The 17334-nt window shown below is 50.3% G+C and carries 18 protein-coding genes; 10 read left to right on the top strand and 8 right to left on the bottom strand.

Translation table 11 applies throughout. The features are described 5' to 3' along the window. Nucleotides 1–53: 53 nt before the first annotated feature. The 3 genes from pfkA to KJS63_RS07565 all read right to left on the bottom strand — a co-directional run bounded on the left by pfkA (nt 54) and on the right by KJS63_RS07565 (nt 2545). Nucleotides 54–1025 carry a 6-phosphofructokinase gene (gene pfkA / locus KJS63_RS07575; protein ID WP_068619705.1) on the bottom strand — a complete coding sequence of 324 codons (972 nt, stop codon included), beginning with the start codon at nt 1023–1025 and terminating at the stop codon, nt 54–56. Nucleotides 1026–1051: 26 nt separating this feature from the next. Beyond that, nucleotides 1052–2077, bottom strand: a complete 1026-nt coding sequence (locus KJS63_RS07570) for a tetraprenyl-beta-curcumene synthase family protein (protein WP_374706272.1) — start codon at nt 2075–2077, stop codon at nt 1052–1054. 153 nt (nt 2078–2230) lie between these two features. After that, entirely contained in the window at nt 2231–2545 is a 315-nt protein-coding gene (locus KJS63_RS07565; RefSeq protein WP_213618600.1) for a hypothetical protein, read from the bottom strand. 142 nt (nt 2546–2687) lie between these two features. On the opposite strand from KJS63_RS07565, the gene KJS63_RS07560 reads away from it, so the two are divergent. Next, nucleotides 2688–3872 carry an MFS transporter gene (locus KJS63_RS07560; protein WP_213618599.1) on the top strand — a complete coding sequence of 395 codons (1185 nt, stop codon included), beginning with the start codon at nt 2688–2690 and terminating at the stop codon, nt 3870–3872. Nucleotides 3873–3960: 88 nt separating this feature from the next. After that, nucleotides 3961–4608 carry a nitroreductase family protein gene (locus tag KJS63_RS07555; protein ID WP_213618598.1) on the top strand — a complete coding sequence of 216 codons (648 nt, stop codon included), beginning with the start codon at nt 3961–3963 and terminating at the stop codon, nt 4606–4608. 76 nt (nt 4609–4684) lie between these two features. Here the strand turns inward: KJS63_RS07555 and KJS63_RS07550 are convergent, their stop codons facing one another. Continuing rightward, on the bottom strand, nt 4685–5428 hold the full coding sequence (locus KJS63_RS07550; protein WP_213618597.1) for a YebC/PmpR family DNA-binding transcriptional regulator: 744 nt from the start codon (nt 5426–5428) through the stop codon (nt 4685–4687). A 161-nt stretch (nt 5429–5589) separates the two neighbouring features. Further along, entirely contained in the window at nt 5590–5787 is a 198-nt protein-coding gene (locus tag KJS63_RS07545) for a cold shock domain-containing protein (protein WP_068619710.1), read from the bottom strand. 238 nt (nt 5788–6025) lie between these two features. Between KJS63_RS07545 and KJS63_RS07540 the strand changes: the two genes are divergently transcribed. The 7 genes from KJS63_RS07540 to serS all read left to right on the top strand — a co-directional run bounded on the left by KJS63_RS07540 (nt 6026) and on the right by serS (nt 12469). Further along, entirely contained in the window at nt 6026–6259 is a 234-nt protein-coding gene (locus KJS63_RS07540; RefSeq protein WP_068619711.1) for a hypothetical protein, read from the top strand. Nucleotides 6260–6292: 33 nt separating this feature from the next. Then, complete coding sequence (locus KJS63_RS07535) at nt 6293–6463, top strand: hypothetical protein (RefSeq protein ID WP_213618596.1); 171 nt, start codon at nt 6293–6295, stop codon at nt 6461–6463. Nucleotides 6464–6701: 238 nt separating this feature from the next. Then, the gene (gene pepF / locus KJS63_RS07530; RefSeq protein WP_068619712.1) at nt 6702–8492 is read left to right on the top strand and encodes an oligoendopeptidase F; all 1791 of its coding nucleotides are present in this window, start codon (nt 6702–6704) and stop codon (nt 8490–8492) included. Nucleotides 8493–8585: 93 nt separating this feature from the next. Beyond that, complete coding sequence (locus KJS63_RS07525) at nt 8586–8912, top strand: LapA family protein (RefSeq protein ID WP_213618595.1); 327 nt, start codon at nt 8586–8588, stop codon at nt 8910–8912. Nucleotides 8913–8926: 14 nt separating this feature from the next. Next, nucleotides 8927–9964 carry a M42 family metallopeptidase gene (locus tag KJS63_RS07520; protein ID WP_213618594.1) on the top strand — a complete coding sequence of 346 codons (1038 nt, stop codon included), beginning with the start codon at nt 8927–8929 and terminating at the stop codon, nt 9962–9964. Then, complete coding sequence (locus KJS63_RS07515) at nt 9951–10715, top strand: hypothetical protein (protein ID WP_213618593.1); 765 nt, start codon at nt 9951–9953, stop codon at nt 10713–10715. The genes KJS63_RS07520 and KJS63_RS07515 overlap by 14 nt, the downstream gene beginning before the upstream one ends. A 461-nt stretch (nt 10716–11176) precedes the next feature. Continuing rightward, a complete protein-coding gene (gene serS, locus KJS63_RS07510) occupies nt 11177–12469 on the top strand; it encodes a serine--tRNA ligase (protein ID WP_213618592.1) in 1293 nt (430 codons plus the stop codon). 281 nt (nt 12470–12750) lie between these two features. Here serS and KJS63_RS07505 read toward each other — a convergent pair whose 3' ends face one another. Continuing rightward, a complete protein-coding gene (locus tag KJS63_RS07505) occupies nt 12751–13647 on the bottom strand; it encodes a LysR family transcriptional regulator (protein ID WP_213618591.1) in 897 nt (298 codons plus the stop codon). A gap of 133 nt (nt 13648–13780) precedes the next feature. On the opposite strand from KJS63_RS07505, the gene KJS63_RS07500 reads away from it, so the two are divergent. Beyond that, a complete protein-coding gene (locus KJS63_RS07500) occupies nt 13781–14530 on the top strand; it encodes an SDR family NAD(P)-dependent oxidoreductase (protein WP_213618590.1) in 750 nt (249 codons plus the stop codon). A 208-nt stretch (nt 14531–14738) separates the two neighbouring features. On the opposite strand, the gene KJS63_RS07495 is transcribed toward KJS63_RS07500, so the two are convergent. Further along, nucleotides 14739–16691, bottom strand: a complete 1953-nt coding sequence (locus KJS63_RS07495) for an ABC-F family ATP-binding cassette domain-containing protein (protein ID WP_213618589.1) — start codon at nt 16689–16691, stop codon at nt 14739–14741. A gap of 56 nt (nt 16692–16747) precedes the next feature. Continuing rightward, nucleotides 16748–17332, bottom strand: a complete 585-nt coding sequence (locus tag KJS63_RS07490; protein WP_213618588.1) for a TetR/AcrR family transcriptional regulator — start codon at nt 17330–17332, stop codon at nt 16748–16750. Nucleotides 17333–17334 lie beyond the last annotated feature (2 nt).

Below are 17334 nucleotides of genomic sequence, written 5' to 3'. Positions count from 1 at the left end.
AAAGGCGTCACAGGCTTAAACACCTGTGACGCCTGTTCTAAATTACCAATGGCTTATTGAGACAAACGGGAAGCAAGCTCATAAAGTTCCATGTTGAACTCTTTCTTCGTATTAACAACCTTCTCGATATCCGTAACCACAAGCTCACCTTTCAGCACGCCGCAGCCTTTGTTGGAATCTCCCTCGATCAGCTTGCGTACGGCAAAATCGCCAAGGCGGCTTGCCAAGTTACGGTCGAACGGAGTTGGGGATCCCCCACGCTGGATATGACCCAGCACCGTAACACGCGGATCGATGGAAGGATAACGCTCCTTCAGCGCAGTGGCCACATCTTCTCCTCGGCCAACCCCTTCCGCTACAATGACAATACTGTGGCGCTTGCCATGATCAAAGTTCGCCTTCATCCGATCGGCAACCTCGTTCAGATCGTAAGGCACCTCAGGCACGAGAATCGTCTCGGCACCAGAGGCCAGACCCGCATGCAGCGCAATATCGCCGCAATGACGTCCCATAACCTCAACCACCGAAGAACGCTCATGCGAAGACATCGTGTCACGCAGCTTGTTCACGGCATCCACAACGACATTCACCGCTGTATCGAAACCAATTGTATAGTCTGTGAAAGAGATGTCATTGTCAATGGTTCCCGGAAGCCCCATCGTTTTGATCCCAAGACGGCTGAGCTTCTCAGCACCCTGGTAAGAACCGTCGCCTCCGATAACGACCAGCCCGTCGATTCCGCGGTCGCGCAGAATCTGAGCACCTCTCTGCTGGCCTTCAAGCGTCTTGAACTCCAGGCAGCGGGCCGATTGGAGGATGGTTCCCCCACGCTGGATAATATCGCCCACACTGCGGATGTCCATCGCAAAAATATCATTGTTCAGCAGTCCCTGATAACCACGCTGAATTCCGAACACTTCCAGGCCATAGTATAGTCCACTGCGCACAACGGCACGTACAGCCGCGTTCATCCCTTGTGAATCTCCACCACTTGTTAAAATTGCAATTTTTTTCACTTCTGACATAATGGTTGCCTCCTCAAAATGAATGCTTATATATGCTTACGGATCCAGCGGCTGTTCACGAAAAAAAACAACCTGGTGAGCGGACTCTTCTTCATGAGCCTTCTGGATACGCTGCGAATCTCCTGCTGCTCGCTGACTTTGGGGTCTGATAAATACAAGGCAAGCAACCCTTCAATGATCATACGGTGGAAGGATGACGACGGCAGTACTCTTACATCCTGCCTTGCTGATTGTACAATAAACGAGATACGATCCACCATTTGTTCGGAACTGTCATAATAATTGCAGAAGTTAAGATCTCCGCCAATCCGGTCCTCATCCTGATCAATTAAGTAATCGAGCATGATATGAAGTCCGCATACATAAGGAAAATAAGCATGGCGAATCATTTCCGCACTGGCCGGGTCGAGATTCTTGCTGCTTGCGGCAAGAAACAGCATAAATACGCCCAAGGTCGATCCGGTAGCCGCCGCGAACTCGTTCCAGCTCAAATCCGGCGCAAGATCTGCGTATTCTGAATGCCAATGAAGCAGAACGTCTTCCCGCAGCTCAGGTTTGATGTGCTTGTACACCTGCAAATCAGTATACAGCTTGACAAGAATAAGAATCTGCGGCTTAGCCGCTTCATATCCGGGTAAATCACCTATGCATTTACGGCACGTGGCGACAAGGCGGTGCAGATACCCCCCATCCTCCTTCTCGTCGCGTAATTCGTAATAATCATGCAGGCTGGCATCAGGGTCCACCGCATCAAGCATCGATTGATGCAGCCGTCTGAAATCATCCGCATCCATGGATGTGCTCCTGTCACAGAGGTTGTCTAAATAATCACTGATTGTCTGAAAAGCGACAATGAGTGGAATCAGGATGTGCCTCATCTCCAAATTGGCGGCAGCATAGACGGAGCCTCCCTGACAGTGGAACTCCTTCGTCTCAATACTTGCCAGTGCCTGGCGTCTAAGCTCAGGATCAGGAATGGCTTCAGCCCTTCGTTTCCATTCACCTAGCTCGGAGCGCACGTCTGGCAATAAATACTTATATACCCGGCTCATCAGCCTGATCGGATCACGGGGTATCTGATATGGGCGTTCTTCAAGATCAATCAAAGGCTTGCCTCCAGAGGATAGTCATTACAGATTGGTCCAAAACCATTCTTTATTATAATATGTTCCTCCCCAATCTACAAACAACTATGTCATAGACACTCAGGAATGCCGCTTCCCTTCAGACACCTCAGCCGACACCCTATACCATATATGAAGATCGTTAACGATGCTCGCAAGTTCTGCAATATCACTGTTAATCCGGCAGGATTGTTCGAAATTATTCTCTTCCCCTAGTTCAAGCAGCTTACTCACAATGACCTGTTCCAGCTCCATGACCCGGGTTGGAATTGTACCGCGGATATCCTCCCACACTTCAATAATGTGAGCTCTTTCGGAGAGCGGCAGCTCCTCGAACGGGGTTTCGAATTGCGGAACCTTGATTCCAAGTCTGCTGTCATACACAAAAACGTCCAACCCAATCCCTCCCAAGACACAAAGTCGCTTCTCTATATTATATCGGAAAATCAAGGATTTGTGGGCTTTATATGCTATACTGGCATGGTGGTCTAATGGTATAGACCGATGTATATTTCACCTGAAACGGAGTCCTTCTACCATGCAATCAAACCTTCAATCCCGGCGAGACATCAACTGGCTCCGGGCTTTTACTTTTACTATATACGGCCTTAGCGTGCTTGTCTTCTCCTTCTTTCCGCTCTATTACCGCTCTCTCGGCTTCACGACCACCCAGATCGGTTATCTGTATGCGATCGGGCCTATGGTTTCCCTTTTCTCCAACCTGCTGTGGAGTATGATCAGCGACCGGTACCGGACAATTAAGAAAATACTTATGTTCCTGCTTGCCGGCCAGCTTGCGCTTTCCTTGATTCTTTCGGTATCCACATCCTTTATAAGCATCCTGATTGTCATTATGATGTTCTATTTCTTCTATTATCCAATCTTTCCCCTGGCTGATACGATGGCCATTGCCACCGCCAAAGAGCAGGGAAGAAACTTTACGGTAATCCGGATATTTGGTTCGCTTGGATTTGCTGTATTTGCAATTCTTATCGGCTACGTCCTTTCAAACCTAGGCACGTCCTGGACGATCCGAATCAGTACATTCCTGACGATTCTAGCCTTGCTCCTGACATTTATGATTAAAGACCAGCGCTCTTCCGTAGATAAAATGGACGCTTCAGGGCTTTGGAGGATTTTGCGGCAAAAGGAGCTGCTGTGGTTCTTCGGCTGTGTCTTCTGCCTGTCCATCGGATACAGGATGAATGATGCGTTCCTGACCATCGCGATGAAGGAAATGGGCGCAGCAGACAATCTGGTCGGCTGGGGAGTACTAGCCTCCTCCTTATCAGAGATTCCTGTGTTTTTCCTATTAAGCATATACGGAGAACGGTTCAAGGAGCTTCCTCTACTTCTGTTTGCTTGTCTGATGTTTGCCTTGAGGTTCCTCTTGATGAGTCTGACAGACTCAGCGTATATGGTCATTGTGATCCAGACGATGCACAGCGTGACGTTTGGGATTTTCTTCGTGACAGCCGTCCGTTATTTAACAAGAATGATACCGGATAATTACCGGGCAACAGGACTTGCTCTCTTTACGATTATGTGGTCAAGCGCGTCAGGCTTGGTCAGCGGCACACTCGGCGGGGCAATTTACGAAGCCTTTGGCCGCAAAGACTTTTACCTAATCGCTATGGCCTTTGTCATCCTGGCCTTCTTCGGCTTTGCTGCCCGTTACTTATACAGCGGGCCATCCCGCCGGAATCTGGAAGAAACACTATAGTTCAGGGCACCCTATCAAACCTGGAATCTTTCCGTTATAATAGTGATTATAAATTGTTAGTACCAAGTCTTAATAAGGTGGGAACTTAATGGTATTTACTGAATTCATGGAGCTCATCCAAACTCGTCGCAGTATTCGCGACTTTACGGAAGAGAGTGTTTCAATTAAGGATATTGAAGAAATTATCGACTGTGCGAGGTTCGCTCCAAGCGACACCAACTCACAGACATGGGAATTCATCGCTGTGGTTAACCGTGAGAAGATCAAACAGATTGAGGACTTCACTTGGGAACAGCTTCACTTAAGAGCTGCCGAAGCTGAAGAGAAAGGGCTCGCACGGGAAGCCAAGCTTCTGGTCAGATCATTCGGCCCCTATGCGACAGCCTTCTCCGGCGCTCCTGTACTGATCGTTTGCCTGTCCACGCCTTATGCCTCCAAATTCCGGGAGCGGATCTTCGACCCGCTGGAATTCGGCGGTCCCGAGATTTGGGACGAAGAAGGCTTGAAGAGCAGCAGTCTCGCTTCACAGAATCTAATGCTTGCTGCGCACGCCAAAGGGCTTGCAACCTGTCCGATGACCGGCCCGGTTCTTCTCGCCGAAGAGAAGCTGCGGGAATTCCTGGATATTCCGGAAGACCGCTTGGTCAATATGGTCATCGCTCTGGGGCATCCGGCCATCTCACCTAAGGCTACACCGCGCAAGGATGTAGCGGAAATCCTCCGCATCGTCGAATAGAAAATCGTTGAATAGAAATTTCAAAAAGGCTCGTCCCTTGTTATAAGGAACGAGCCTTTCTAATTTCATCTGTATCTTAGCCGATGCGGTTCATCTCTTCGACACTGATTTCGAAGTTGGAGTACACGTCCTGAACATCGTCGTTGTCCTCGAACGCATCCATCATTTTCATAAGCTTCTCTGCGTTCTCGCCTTCCACATCCACGGTATTTTGCGGTACCCAGCGGACTTCCGCACTGCTGAATTCGAAGTTCTCCGCTTCCAGTGCGCTCTTTACCTTCTCCAGCTCATGTGGATGGGTTACAAGCTCGAACGTCTCGTCCGTAGTTACCAAATCCTCCGCTCCGGCTTCAACCGCCTGCAGCAGCAGGGTATCTTCATCCAGATCCTCATATTTCTCCCGGTCGATAACGAGCAGCCCTTTCTCATCGAACATATAGGAGACACAGCCGGATTCGCCCATGTTGCCGCCTCTCTTATTAAAGATGGCACGGACATCCGCCGCGGTCCGGTTGCGGTTGTCTGTCAAGCATTTGACCATAATAGCTACGCCACCTGGTCCATAGCCTTCATAATAAATTTCTTCGTAATCCACATTGTCCGTGTTACCAGACGCTTTCTTAATCGCACGCTCAATGTTATCGGCAGGCATCTTGATCGCCCTGGCATTGGCAATCGCTGTCTTCAGTCCGAAATTCGCTTCCGGATTAGGTCCACCCTTGCGAGCCTGCATATAAATCTCGCGGCTGAGCTTCACCCACTGGTTATTTTTGGCCTGATCGGCTTTACCTTTGCGTTCCTTAAACAGTTTGAATTTCATACCTTAACGCTCCCCACAAGTAATAATTCGATTGCCGCTTTGTGAATTCCGTGGCACAAATCTTCTCCCAGTTTATCACTAGGCCGGGTTTTCCGTCAAAGACAAGCAAAAAAACACAGCCCGCAAAGGAGCTGTGTCTCTCGTATAAAGTTCAAGATCAATTATAGTTTGTTTACGTTGGCAGCTTGTGCACCACGGTTACCTTCAGTGATATCGAATTCAACCTCTTGGCCTTCTTCCAAAGTCTTGAAGCCTTCGCCTTGAATTGCAGAGAAATGTACGAATACATCTTCGCCGCCTTCAACTGAAATGAAACCATAACCCTTCTCTGCGTTAAACCATTTAACTGTACCTTTCAAATGAACAACCTCCTAAAAATAACGCCATTTACTGGCGAATATCTAAATTATAACCTATGGTCCGGCTCATTGCAACGCATCTTTAGCCCTGCATCTCCGGAAGCGGAAATTGGCGGAATTATCCTGCATTCCATTTGCTTTCCTAATAGTCGTGCGTTATGATTTTATAAAGCTTTTGCACATGCGTTCCTACTACTGAAAAGCCATATATGATCTGCAGACTGGAGATAAGTACACGATGATCAAAAAACATCAAATTTACAAAACAGACAAATGGAACATGATGACCGTCGAAGTTCAAGGGAAATATTTGGTTCTGCGTGAGATCTCGGATCAGTGGGGTGAAGAAACCCACACCTTTCTAAGCCGTCCAGCCTTGATGCAGTGGGCTCAAAACCGCTTCCCGAAGGAAGACTTTGAAGGAAGAGAAGAGGAATGGCGCACTTTGATGGATTCCTTCAAGCAAATTTAGAGCTACCTTAAAAGGAGTTTAGAATCACTACTTATGGACTATTCGAGAATTGCCCTGTTTATTGTACTGGCCATCGCCTTGGGTCTGATTCTGATTATGAATAGGGATAACATCCCGCCCAAGCTGAAACGGCCTATGGCCATCTCCGCCCTGGTGATGATCATTGTAGCATTTGTACTTGTGATTTACAGTTTCTTAGCCTAGTTTGTTGGGGCCCGCATATCTATAATATTGCACTCCGCCTTGGGTCATACTATATGGATGGTTCATTCCATATATGGAAACCGACTACAGGTCAGGAGGCGTTCCGCCCGTGAAATATGCCAAGTTGCTCTGCACAATCACGCTATGCAGTCTGCTGACCGCAGCTGCCCCGGGTACGGATATGCGGGCCATTCCACAGAATAGGCCCTTATCTATTCATTTACCGAGGAGGATTCCCATGAGTACACTACCAAAACGTTCCGAAGCCGCTGAAGAAAACACATGGAAGCTAACCGATCTGTTCCCTGACCAGAAGGCATGGGATCAGTCCTATGAGCAGATTAAAGCGCAGAAGTCCAAAACCTCGGAGTTCGAGGGAAAGCTGACCACTGCGGAGAATATCAAGGCGGCATTCGCTCTTGAGGACGAAATCTCCCTTGAACTTGAGCGCCTGTTCGTATACGCCAATCTTCATCATGATGAGGATACTACCAACCCTACATATCAAGCTCTGGTTCAGAAAGCCAAGAAGCTTAGTGTTGAAGTGAGCGAAGCGCTCTCTTATATCACTCCTGAAATTCTATCCCTGCCGGAGCAGGAGCTGGACAACCTGATCGGAAATCCGGTTCTGGCTGATTACAAATTCACACTCCAGGAGATCAAGCGGGAGAAAGCCCACGTGCTGACGAAAGCCGAGGAGGCTCTGCTTGCCCAGGTGGGCAACCTGTCCCAGGCGCCAAAAAATATTTTTGGCATGATCAACAACGCGGACTTGAAGTTCCCTAAGATTAAAGATGAGAATGGCCAGGAGGTCGAACTGACTCACGGCAACTACATTCAGTTCCTGGAGAATCCTAACCGCGAGGTGCGCCAAAGAGCGTTCAAGGCGGTATATGAAACCTACGGCAAGCAAAAGAATACCTTGGCCGCAACACTCAGCTCCAACGTAAACAAAAATATTTTCTATTCCCATGTCCGCAAGTATCCTTCTGTTCTGGAAATGTCCCTGTACGGTGACAACATTCCGAAGGAAGTCTATACGAACCTGATTGACACCATCCATGAAAGCCTGCCCCTGCTTCACCGCTATATGGCGCTGCGCAAGAAGCTTCTTGGGGTGGATGAGCTGCATATGTACGACCTATTCGCTCCACTGGTCGAGGAATATAAATGGGAAATCCCGTATGAAGAAGCGAAGAAGCTCGTTAAGGAAGGGCTTAAACCGCTTGGCGACAATTATTTGAAGGTGCTTCAGGATGGCTTCGACAACCGCTGGATTGACGTCTATGAGAATGAAGGCAAGCGGACTGGCGCATACAGCTGGGGAGCGTACGGCACGCATCCTTACGTGCTGCTCAACCACAATGCCAATCTGAACAGCATGTTCACGCTCGCTCACGAGATGGGCCATGCGCTGCATTCCTATTTCTCCGATGAGGCGCTGAAATACCGGGATGCCCAGTATACGATCTTCCTCGCCGAGGTGGCATCAACTACAAATGAAGCCCTGCTTATGGATTACCTGCTGAAAAAGGCCACAGATCCGAAGCAGAAGATGTATCTGCTGACTTATTATGCAGACCAGTTCCGGACCACGGTGTTCCGCCAGACCATGTTCGCTGAATTCGAGAAAATCATACACGAACGCGCTGAAGCTGGAGAATCCCTGACACCACAGGAGCTCTCTTCGATCTATTATGATCTGAACAAGAAGTATCATGGTTCAGGCATGGTTGTAGATCAGGATATTGAAATGGAATGGGCCCGCATCCCTCATTTCTATAACAGCTTCTATGTATACAAATATGCTACAGGCTTCTCTGCGGCTACAAGCTTCTCGAAGCAGATTCTGGAGGAAGGCCAGCCGGCGGTCGACCGCTACCTCGGATTCCTGAAGAGCGGCGGCAGCGATTATTCCATCAACATTCTGAAGAAGGCTGGCGTTGACATGTCTTCTCCGGAGCCGATTCGCGAAGCGATGAGCGTGTTCGGAGAGCTGATTGAACAGATGGAGAATTTGACGAAATAATGGAATAAGCCCCGTATATTTACGGGAAAAGCCTATTCATCCCTTGCCCGCTTCGGGCAGGGGATTTTATACTGTCTTAAGAGGAGGTGTACCATGAAAATTCAGTGGTCCCTGATTGCCGCACTTGTATTCGCCCTGATTACTGCCATCTTTGCGGTCATTAATGTCGAGCCAGTGAATGTCAACCTGTTGTTCGGCACAGTAAGCATTCCCCTGATCCTGCTCATAATCGGCTGTACCCTGCTGGGAGGCATCATCGTGGGTGCTTTCGGCTTGTACCGAAGCTACCTGCTTGACAAGGAGAACAAGAAGCTAAAAGCTGAGCTAGCTCACATCCAAGAAGCGACCGGGTATGTATTCCCCGAACCCACACCTGTGGAAGAGAGCATTCCAGATCCAGAGAAACCATCAAATACATAACTGGAGGTTCAACCATGACAATTTCCGTAAACGAGAATTATGTGCTGGATGTACTCAAAAGATTGCTGGATACCCCAAGCCCAAGCGGATTCACCAAAGAGGCCATCCGGCTTGTGGAAGAAGAAGCAGGGAAGCTTGGCGTTCCCTTCTCCCTGAATGAGAAAGGCGGCGCCCTTCTCACGTTGAAGGGGCAGGATGACAGCCGCCGGATCGCCCTCAGCGCCCATGTGGACACGCTTGGCGCGATGGTCCGCTCCATAACAGCCCATGGCACGCTTGCCATTACCTCTGTTGGCGGCTTCTCCATGAACAGTATTGAGAATGAATACTGTCAAATTCATACCCGCAGCGGTAAGGTCTATACCGGAACGATCCTGACCACCCATCCTTCTGTCCATGTATACAGTGATGCGAGAGAATTTCCGCGCAAAGAGAGCAATATGGAGGTTCGCATTGACGAACTGGTAGAGAACAAGGAGGATGTTCGCAAGCTTGGCATCCAGACCGGTGATTTCATTTCGTTCGATGCCCGCGCAGTCATTACGCCAAGCGGATATATCAAGTCCCGGCACATTGATGACAAGGCCAGTGTCGCAGCTCTTCTCGGCCTGCTGGAATCGGCCAAGCGTGAAGGCTGGACACCGCGCCATGATCTGGTCTTCCTCATCTCCAACTATGAGGAGGTCGGACACGGTGCCTCCCACATCCCGGGCGGCATCCATGAGATGATCGCCGTTGACATGGGAGCTATGGGGGATGATCTAAGCTGCAAGGAGACCGAAGTATCCATCTGCGCCAAGGATTCCAGCGGACCGTACGATTACGATATGACCAGTAAGCTGATTGAGCTGGCTGAGGCGGAGAAGATCCCTTACGCCGTCGATATTTATCCTTATTACGGATCAGATGCCTCCGCTGCCCTTCGCGGGGGACATAACATCCGCGCAGCCTTAATTGGGCCTGGTGTCCACGCCTCACACTCCATGGAACGCACCCACAAGCAGGCGGTATTGAACACTGTCAAACTGCTTGGGGCGTATGTTACGGCGTAAACCTCCCTATCCTGGAATTGTGTCAGCCGCCCTCCTGACCTTAGGTGTGCTGCTTCTAATCTTATGGGGGAGTCTCTATGAGGTTCCTCATGCTTACCGCTATGTGAGGGCGCAAGCGCCCAACGGGGTACAGCTTCATGCCTTGGCGGCTAAGCCGGAGGAAATCACGCTGAAGGCCCTTGCAGGGCCTCTATCTTCCTATCCCGAGTACGGAATTAACGGTGGATTCTTTTACGGTGCAGATCTGCTGTCCATCGCCGTGATGAACGACCGTCCGGTCAAGGGTGATCCCGGTAAGTACGGCTCCGGCTGGTTCAATGTGAAGTATCCGCGAGGCACACTGGTCTGGGACGGGGCAGCGGGCACCTTTTCCGTTCAGGTGGTGTCCTCCGCATCCGAGATTCAGGTGTCTGACCGCCGCCGCTATTTTGCCCAGGGCGGTGTCAGCATGAATCTTCAGGAGGATTCACGCTGGCCGGTTGCCGCAAAGCAGGAGAACCTTCCCTTTGGCGACGAGAAGCGGCTCCGCTCAGGACTTGTGTATGACCAGAGCGGCACGGTGTGGCTGATTGTGACTCCAACCCATTGCACTGCTGCTGAATTTAGAGCAGCAATACAAGGCAGCCTGGCCCCAGATCTGGTCAAGGAAGGGATATTCCTGGACGGTGACGGGTCCGCCCAGCTGAACGCGGCAGAAGCCCGATTGACCGGAGATTCACGCAGCTTGTTTCAGATGATTGCGGTACAATAATTTTCTGAGCAGGAGGACGAGTGGCTCTGAAGAAGCGGAGCGCCCGCCTTTGTCTCCGAAATGCCCCTACTTGGATATCTAGTTCAAGCATTTCGGAGACAACAGCGGCCTTAAAGAACACTCGGCATCGCAGCGTCCAAAAGGGTAACCTTCAAAGTTCATTTTATATAGTGAAATAATTCCCCTAAAACTCTTGCATCGGAACTTCAGTTTAAGGTATACTACTCACTAAATTATCCAAATCCAATCATGCCGATGAAGAGAATCCAACTCGGAGGCGTTCTCGCCAAGAGGAATCTTTGTTCCTCTAAGTTAACCGGAACCGCCCGTTACCGCGGACCAAAGAGGACCATACCGTACCCGGCTTGGTCAAATTGGGTGGCACCGCGAGTCTAAGCGCTCCTCGTCCCAACGTGGCGAGGGCGCTTTTTGTATTTTTACAGACAAAGGAGCGGTTTATAATGTTGGATGTACGTTGGATTAGGGCACATGCGGATGAGGTTCAAGGGGTCTCGGATCAGAAAGGAATCCGGGTATCGGTCAGAGAATTCCTGGAGCTCGAAGAAGAACGGCGAAGAGTCATGCAGGAAACTGAACTGCTCCGAAGCCGCCGTAATGAGTTGTCCGTGCGGATTGGGGAGGCCATAAAGCTGGGACAGAACCAAACTGCTGATAGCTTGAAGGAGCTGGTCAAAGAGGACCGTATCCGGTTGGATCAGCTGGAAGCGCAATTGAACGGGCTGAATGAACGGTTTTACACCATGAGCCTGCTGATTCCTAATATCGTATCTGCGGATACACCGGTTGGGTTATCGGATGCTGACAATGTGGTGCTTCGCACTATCGGGGAACCTAGGGATTTTGATTTTCCCATGAAGGACCATGTGGAGCTTGGCCAGCTTCACGGCCTCATAGATATCCCACGCGGAGTTAAGACGTCCGGCAGCCGCAGTTATTATCTAAAGGGAGCTGGCGTGCTGTTGCACCGGGCAGTCCAGCAGCTGGCGCTGGATATGCTGATAGAGCGCGGCTTTACACCGCTGGAGGTGCCGCTAATTGTCACCACCGAGGCGATGGTTAATACGGGATATTTTCCATTGGGGCAAGATCAGTCGTATCATATTGAAGATGAGGACAAGTGGCTTGCAGGCACATCAGAGGTTCCTCTGATTAATTATTATGCGGGGGAAATCGTGGACGTGGCTGCACCCGTCCGCCTCGCGGCTGCTTCCACCTGCTTCCGCAGTGAAGTTGGCTCGGCAGGCAGAGATGTTAGCGGATTGTACCGTGTGCACCAGTTCTCCAAGGTTGAACAGATCGCCATAACAGCAGCTGACCCTGATCTGTCCGAGCAGGTTCTGCAGGAGATTACCCGTAATGCGGAGGATCTGCTGCAAATGCTGGAGCTTCCATACCGGGTGATGGCGGTCTGCACCGGGGACATGTCTCAGAAAACTTACAAGCAGTATGACATCGAGACTTGGATGCCCAGCCGAGGGGCTTATGGGGAGACACACTCGTCTTCCAATCTGCACGATTTCCAGGCACGAAGGGCAAATATCCGCTACAAGGACCCAGCCGATGGGAAGCTGAAGTTCTGCCACACTTTGAATAATACGGCCGTGGCTACTCCTCGGATTCTGATCCCTCTGCTCGAGAATCATCAGCAGGAAGACGGCTCGATTACAATTCCGCCGGCGCTCAGAAAGTATATGAACGGAATGGAAGTACTGAAGGTTCATCTGCCGGAATAGTAAGCTTGGGGTACATTAAATATGCCTTACACCAAACTAACGTTTTACATTTTTTCCACTAATGATAAGTGTAACTTATTCGGGATTCGCTACTGACAGCCTGAAGGAAGTAATTAACCGAAAATTTGAGAGGACAGCTCTGGAGACCGCTTATGCGGTCTTTTTTTCATACAGCTCCCCCCTGTGTACAGGCAACATAACATAATACACAAGCCGCTAAGCCTTTTTAATTAGGAAGAGTACTCAGGACAGTCTGCCATTCAAGCCACCACCTCGTCTCTCTACAGCCTTGACTTCAACCGATTTACAAACTTCCTGGCGATCTGTGAGGAATACTTGCCCTCTGGATGAACCCAGCCGTAATAAACAGGCTTGGAATCTGGCAGGTCGAGTGGAATGATAACGGTCATCTCTTCTGGGTAAGCCAGCTGGGAAATGAAAGAGTAATCGAGGCCGATAGTGATGGCAATTCCGTCTCTGACCGCATTTTGGATGGCTTGTGTGTTATTTGTGGTGAATAGAATCTCCGGACTTCCAAACTGCCCGATGAACCGTTCCATGTACCATTTGATATAGTCATCATCATACAGAACCAGGGTCTGGGTCAACAGCTTTTCCGGTGTCATCTTCCTGCAGAGGGCTATTGGGGATCTCTTGCTTACCGCGGCCACAATATTCCCCTCAAGCAGCTTCTCAAACTTCAGTCCGCTCCCGCTGAGCGAGAAATGTTCAAATAAAACCATCAGCCCGATATCGATCCGGTGATGGGTAAGGTCCTCCATAATCTCCTTAGGCCCCTTCTCCACCAATGTGATTTTCACCTTGGGAAAATCCTTCTTAAACTGGGCAACCACATCCACGATCAGATGCATGGGACCAGGTATCGTTCCAATCCGCAGCTCCCCGCTTAAGGAATTCGTATAGCTCTGAGCTTCTTCCCGGATCTCCTGGATCTGATGAATGATTTCTGCGGCCTTCCCAATAATGACTAGCCCTTCCGCCGTTGGTACCGCCCCCTGTCCCCTCGCCCTGGAGAACAAGCTGAGCCCAAGCTCTTCCTCCAAGGAGGACAGGGCCTGGCTGATTGCCGGCAGCGTCACGTGCGCATTTCGCGCCGCTCCTGTCAGTGAACCTGTCTTGGCAATTTCAACAATATACTCAAGCTGTTCTAAATTCATCGTTCATCCCGCCTAATTAATTATTGCTTAACTATTAATAAGAATAACTAAATTTTAATTAAGAGACAAATGTATTAAATTATATAGACAAGAGATGGTAACACACATTTATACCCTTAGGAGGATGACCAAGATGAGTACACAACGAGTTGCAGTCATTACAGGCGGAGCCAGCGGAATCGGTAAACAAACTGCTTTGAAATTTGCGAGCAAGGGCGACCATGTGGTCGTGGCAGACTTTAATGAAGAGGCCGGTCAAAAAGTAGTGGAGACGATCAAATCCCAAGGCGGGGAAGCGATCTTCGTGAAAACGGATGTAACCAGATTCGAAGACGTGGAAGCTCTGGTGAACCAAGCAGTCGAGACTTATGGAAGACTGGATGTGATGTTCAACAATGCGGGAATTGGCGGAGCAGGTCCTGTACTGGATCAAAATATGGACCGCTACTATCAGACCATTGCGGTTAACCAGCATGGGGTTGCCTATGGAATTATTGCCGCAGGCCGCAAAATGAGAGAGCTCGGCATCAAAGGGGTTATTATCAACACGGCGTCCGTCTTCGGCTTCCTTGCTTCTCCTGGCACCTTCGCTTATCATGCCACCAAGGGCGCTGTTATTATGATGAGCAAATCGGCAGCACTTGAGCTGGCCCAATTTGGAATCCGGGTTCTCGCTGTAGCACCAGGTGCGGTAGATACTCCTATTATTCAGGGTTACAAAGACTCGGGTATGATCGAGAGTATGAAATCCAAAGTCATGGGCAACAAATTGACCCAGCCGGAACAGGTTGCCGACACCGTATATCTGCTGTCTCTGGAAGAAGCCAGTGCAATCAACGGCAGTGTCGTTATGGCTGATGAAGGCTACGCCTCCTTTAAATAAAGGAAGCAAGGGACGAGCACCTTCTTTCATTCAAAAGAAACGAAAGACCGCTTTGGCTTACACCTCTGCGGTCTTTGTTATATTGACAGTCCTTCCTATGGACTGTACAGGTTTTACTCGTTTCAAACTTGGAGCACGCTTTAGTCACATAGGTGTGTGAACGCTCCCGTAAGAACGGGGCTGCCGCCGTGTATGGAACGACCGGCGGTTAACCATTACGCTGAGCTTCGATCCGCTCAGCCAGTTCATTCAAGTAAGTCCACCGCTCCATCAGCCGCTCCAGTTCGGCTTCGGCCTCCTGCTGCTCCCGCATCAGCTCCTGAAGACGGGCAGCGTCGCTTGCGGCCTGCTCCATGTCAGCTGCGAGTTGGCTCAACCGCTCTTCCGCCGCTTCAACCAGGCCGTCGATGGCCTCGTATTCCCGCTGCTCATTATAGCTGAACTTCACTTTTTCCTTGGAAGCAGAAGGTTGTGAGGCAGCCGCACTTCCGCCGCCCGCTTCTCCCCGGTTCTTGACCTGGGCATCGCGTCCGGCCTGTTCCTGCTTCACATTCTCTTGGCTGGTCCGGCGAAGCCGCTCCTCGTAATCACTGTAATCCCCCACATGAACAGCCACTTGGCCTTGTCCTTCAAAGGCCATAATCTTGTCCACAGTCCGGTCCAGGAAGTACCGGTCATGGGAGACAACAAAAACTGCGCCAGGAAACTCATCGAGATAAGCCTCCAGAACCGTTAGTGTCTGAATGTCCAGATCATTGGTCGGCTCATCGAGAAGCAGCACATTGGGCGCTCCCATAAGCACCCGCAGCAGATACAACCGACGCCGCTCACCGCCAGATAATTTGGCGATCGGCGTCCACTGCATAGCCGGATCGAACAAGAAACGCTCCAGCATCTGGGAAGCAGTAATCCGGGAGCCGTCCGCAGTCGTAACGACCTCTGCTTCTTCCTTAATATACTCAATTACACGCTGCTCCCCGTTCATTTCCTGATGCTCCTGCGTGAAGTACCCCAGCTTTACGGTCTGTCCAAGCTCGACATTGCCTTGGGATGGCATAAGCTTGCCCGCTATCAGATTGAGCAGGGTCGACTTCCCGCTGCCATTAGGCCCCACAATGCCAACCCGGTCACCAGACACAGCCGTATAAGTTAAATCATGAATCAGAGTCCGCTCTCCTGCCGCATATCCTAAATGGGAAATCTCCAGAATCTTGCGGCCGAGCCTTGTCGAGGCCACCGAAATGTCCACTGACCCGCTCTTGTGCTCGGTCTTCTGGTTCTGCAGGTTCTCGAATCGCTCAATCCGGGCCTTTTGCTTGGTGCTACGGGCCTTGGCGCCTCTGCGGATCCAAGCCAGCTCCGTTCTCAGCAGATTCTGCCGTTTCTGCTCCGCTGAAGCCTCACGCTCCTCACGTTCGCTCTTCAGCTCCAGAAACCGGCTGTAATTGGCCTCATAACGGAAGAGGCGTCCATGGTCCAATTCGAGCATGACGGTGGCCACCCGGTCCAGGAAATACCTGTCATGGGTAATCATCAGCAGCGCCCCGCGCCGTTTCTGCAAATACTGCTCCAGCCAAGCAACAGAATCATTATCAATGTGGTTTGTCGGCTCATCCAGAATCAGCAGCTCCGAAGGCTGAATCAAGGCGGAGGCAAGCGCAACCCGCTTCCGCTGTCCTCCTGACAAGGTCCCCATACGTCTTCCGAAATCGGTAATGCCCAGCTTGGAAAGCACACTCTTGGCCTCGCTCTCCAGCTGCCAGATTTGAAGACGGTCTATCTCCTGGCTTAGTCTGGAGACTTTATCCTGAAGAGCAGTGTCCGTGGGTGACTCCTCCAGCATCTTCAGCGCCTCCATATATTGATAGACAGCCGCAAGCTCAGTGCCGCCCCCCTGAAATACCTGCTGCAGCACCGTCATCTCCGAATCATAGTCGGGGTTCTGCGCTAAATAACGGATGCGCACATCGTTCCCCACCGCAATCCTGCCTTCGTCGGCAGGCTCCAGGCCGGCAATCACTTTTAAGAAAGTGGATTTCCCCGTACCGTTGACCCCCACCACGCCGATCTTGTCCTGATCCTCCATCCCAAAGGAAGCCCCTTGGAACAGCACCTTCTCACCATAACTTTTGGAAATTTGTTCAACAGTCATAATATTCATAATTGGTTTCCCTACTTCAGCCCATGTATTTTGAAACGCCTGCCGTTATCAGCCACTTAATCTCCCTGAGTCTCAGGAAGCCTGCAGCCGTACATAAATAAACGGGAGGCGAAGTGGATATTCTTGGTTAAGTCTTCCTTCGTAAAAGTCTGGTCGAACAGGATGTCCATCTTCAGGCGGTCCAGCATGCCGATATAAGACTTAGCGTGCAGATGAGGCTCTGGCACACCACCCTGTTCGAGAATACGAAATACTGCGGCCATATAACTCCGCAAGAAATTCTCCATGAGCCTCATGAGCTCCGGGTCATTATTAGGCGCCATAAAGAACAGCTTCGTATGACCCTTGCGCTCATAATAATACTCCAGATGGTGTTTGGCAATAAACCGCAACTGCTCTTTAATATTGCTGCAGGCCGCAAGGCCGTCCTCAAGACGGCTGAGAAACTCATTGAAATCCCGCTCTGAGACGGCGGCGAACAGCTTTTCCTTACTTTTAAAATAAATATACACCGTGCCTTTGGCGATTCCCGCGAGCTCGGCAATTTCTGAAATCTTGGTATCATAGAAGCCTTGCGAACCGAACAAGGCGAATGCCGCGTCCAGTATAGCCTTGTATTTATCTCCCTGGACCTCACTCATAT

This window comes from Paenibacillus sp. J22TS3, from assembly GCF_018403205.1.
In the GTDB taxonomy this organism is placed as follows: Bacteria; Bacillota; Bacilli; order Paenibacillales; family Paenibacillaceae; genus Fontibacillus; species Fontibacillus tuaregi.
The sequence above is the reverse complement of the archived record's forward strand: the minus strand, read 5'-3'. Positions and strand labels throughout refer to the sequence as shown.

Coding starts and splice junctions, on each gene's coding strand:
- pfkA (WP_068619705.1), bottom strand. CDS start 1,025: ATGTCAGAAGTGAAAAAAATTGCAATTTTAACAAGTGGTGGAGATTCA.
- KJS63_RS07570 (WP_374706272.1), bottom strand. CDS start 2,077: ATGAGCCGGGTATATAAGTATTTATTGCCAGACGTGCGCTCCGAGCTA.
- KJS63_RS07560 (WP_213618599.1), top strand. CDS start 2,688: ATGCAATCAAACCTTCAATCCCGGCGAGACATCAACTGGCTCCGGGCT.
- KJS63_RS07555 (WP_213618598.1), top strand. CDS start 3,961: ATGGTATTTACTGAATTCATGGAGCTCATCCAAACTCGTCGCAGTATT.
- KJS63_RS07550 (WP_213618597.1), bottom strand. CDS start 5,428: ATGAAATTCAAACTGTTTAAGGAACGCAAAGGTAAAGCCGATCAGGCC.
- KJS63_RS07540 (WP_068619711.1), top strand. CDS start 6,026: ATGATCAAAAAACATCAAATTTACAAAACAGACAAATGGAACATGATG.
- KJS63_RS07535 (WP_213618596.1), top strand. CDS start 6,293: ATGGACTATTCGAGAATTGCCCTGTTTATTGTACTGGCCATCGCCTTG.
- pepF (WP_068619712.1), top strand. CDS start 6,702: ATGAGTACACTACCAAAACGTTCCGAAGCCGCTGAAGAAAACACATGG.
- KJS63_RS07525 (WP_213618595.1), top strand. CDS start 8,586: ATGAAAATTCAGTGGTCCCTGATTGCCGCACTTGTATTCGCCCTGATT.
- KJS63_RS07520 (WP_213618594.1), top strand. CDS start 8,927: ATGACAATTTCCGTAAACGAGAATTATGTGCTGGATGTACTCAAAAGA.
- KJS63_RS07515 (WP_213618593.1), top strand. CDS start 9,951: ATGTTACGGCGTAAACCTCCCTATCCTGGAATTGTGTCAGCCGCCCTC.
- serS (WP_213618592.1), top strand. CDS start 11,177: ATGTTGGATGTACGTTGGATTAGGGCACATGCGGATGAGGTTCAAGGG.
- KJS63_RS07505 (WP_213618591.1), bottom strand. CDS start 13,647: ATGAATTTAGAACAGCTTGAGTATATTGTTGAAATTGCCAAGACAGGT.
- KJS63_RS07500 (WP_213618590.1), top strand. CDS start 13,781: ATGAGTACACAACGAGTTGCAGTCATTACAGGCGGAGCCAGCGGAATC.
- KJS63_RS07495 (WP_213618589.1), bottom strand. CDS start 16,691: ATGAATATTATGACTGTTGAACAAATTTCCAAAAGTTATGGTGAGAAG.
- KJS63_RS07490 (WP_213618588.1), bottom strand. CDS start 17,332: ATGAGTGAGGTCCAGGGAGATAAATACAAGGCTATACTGGACGCGGCA.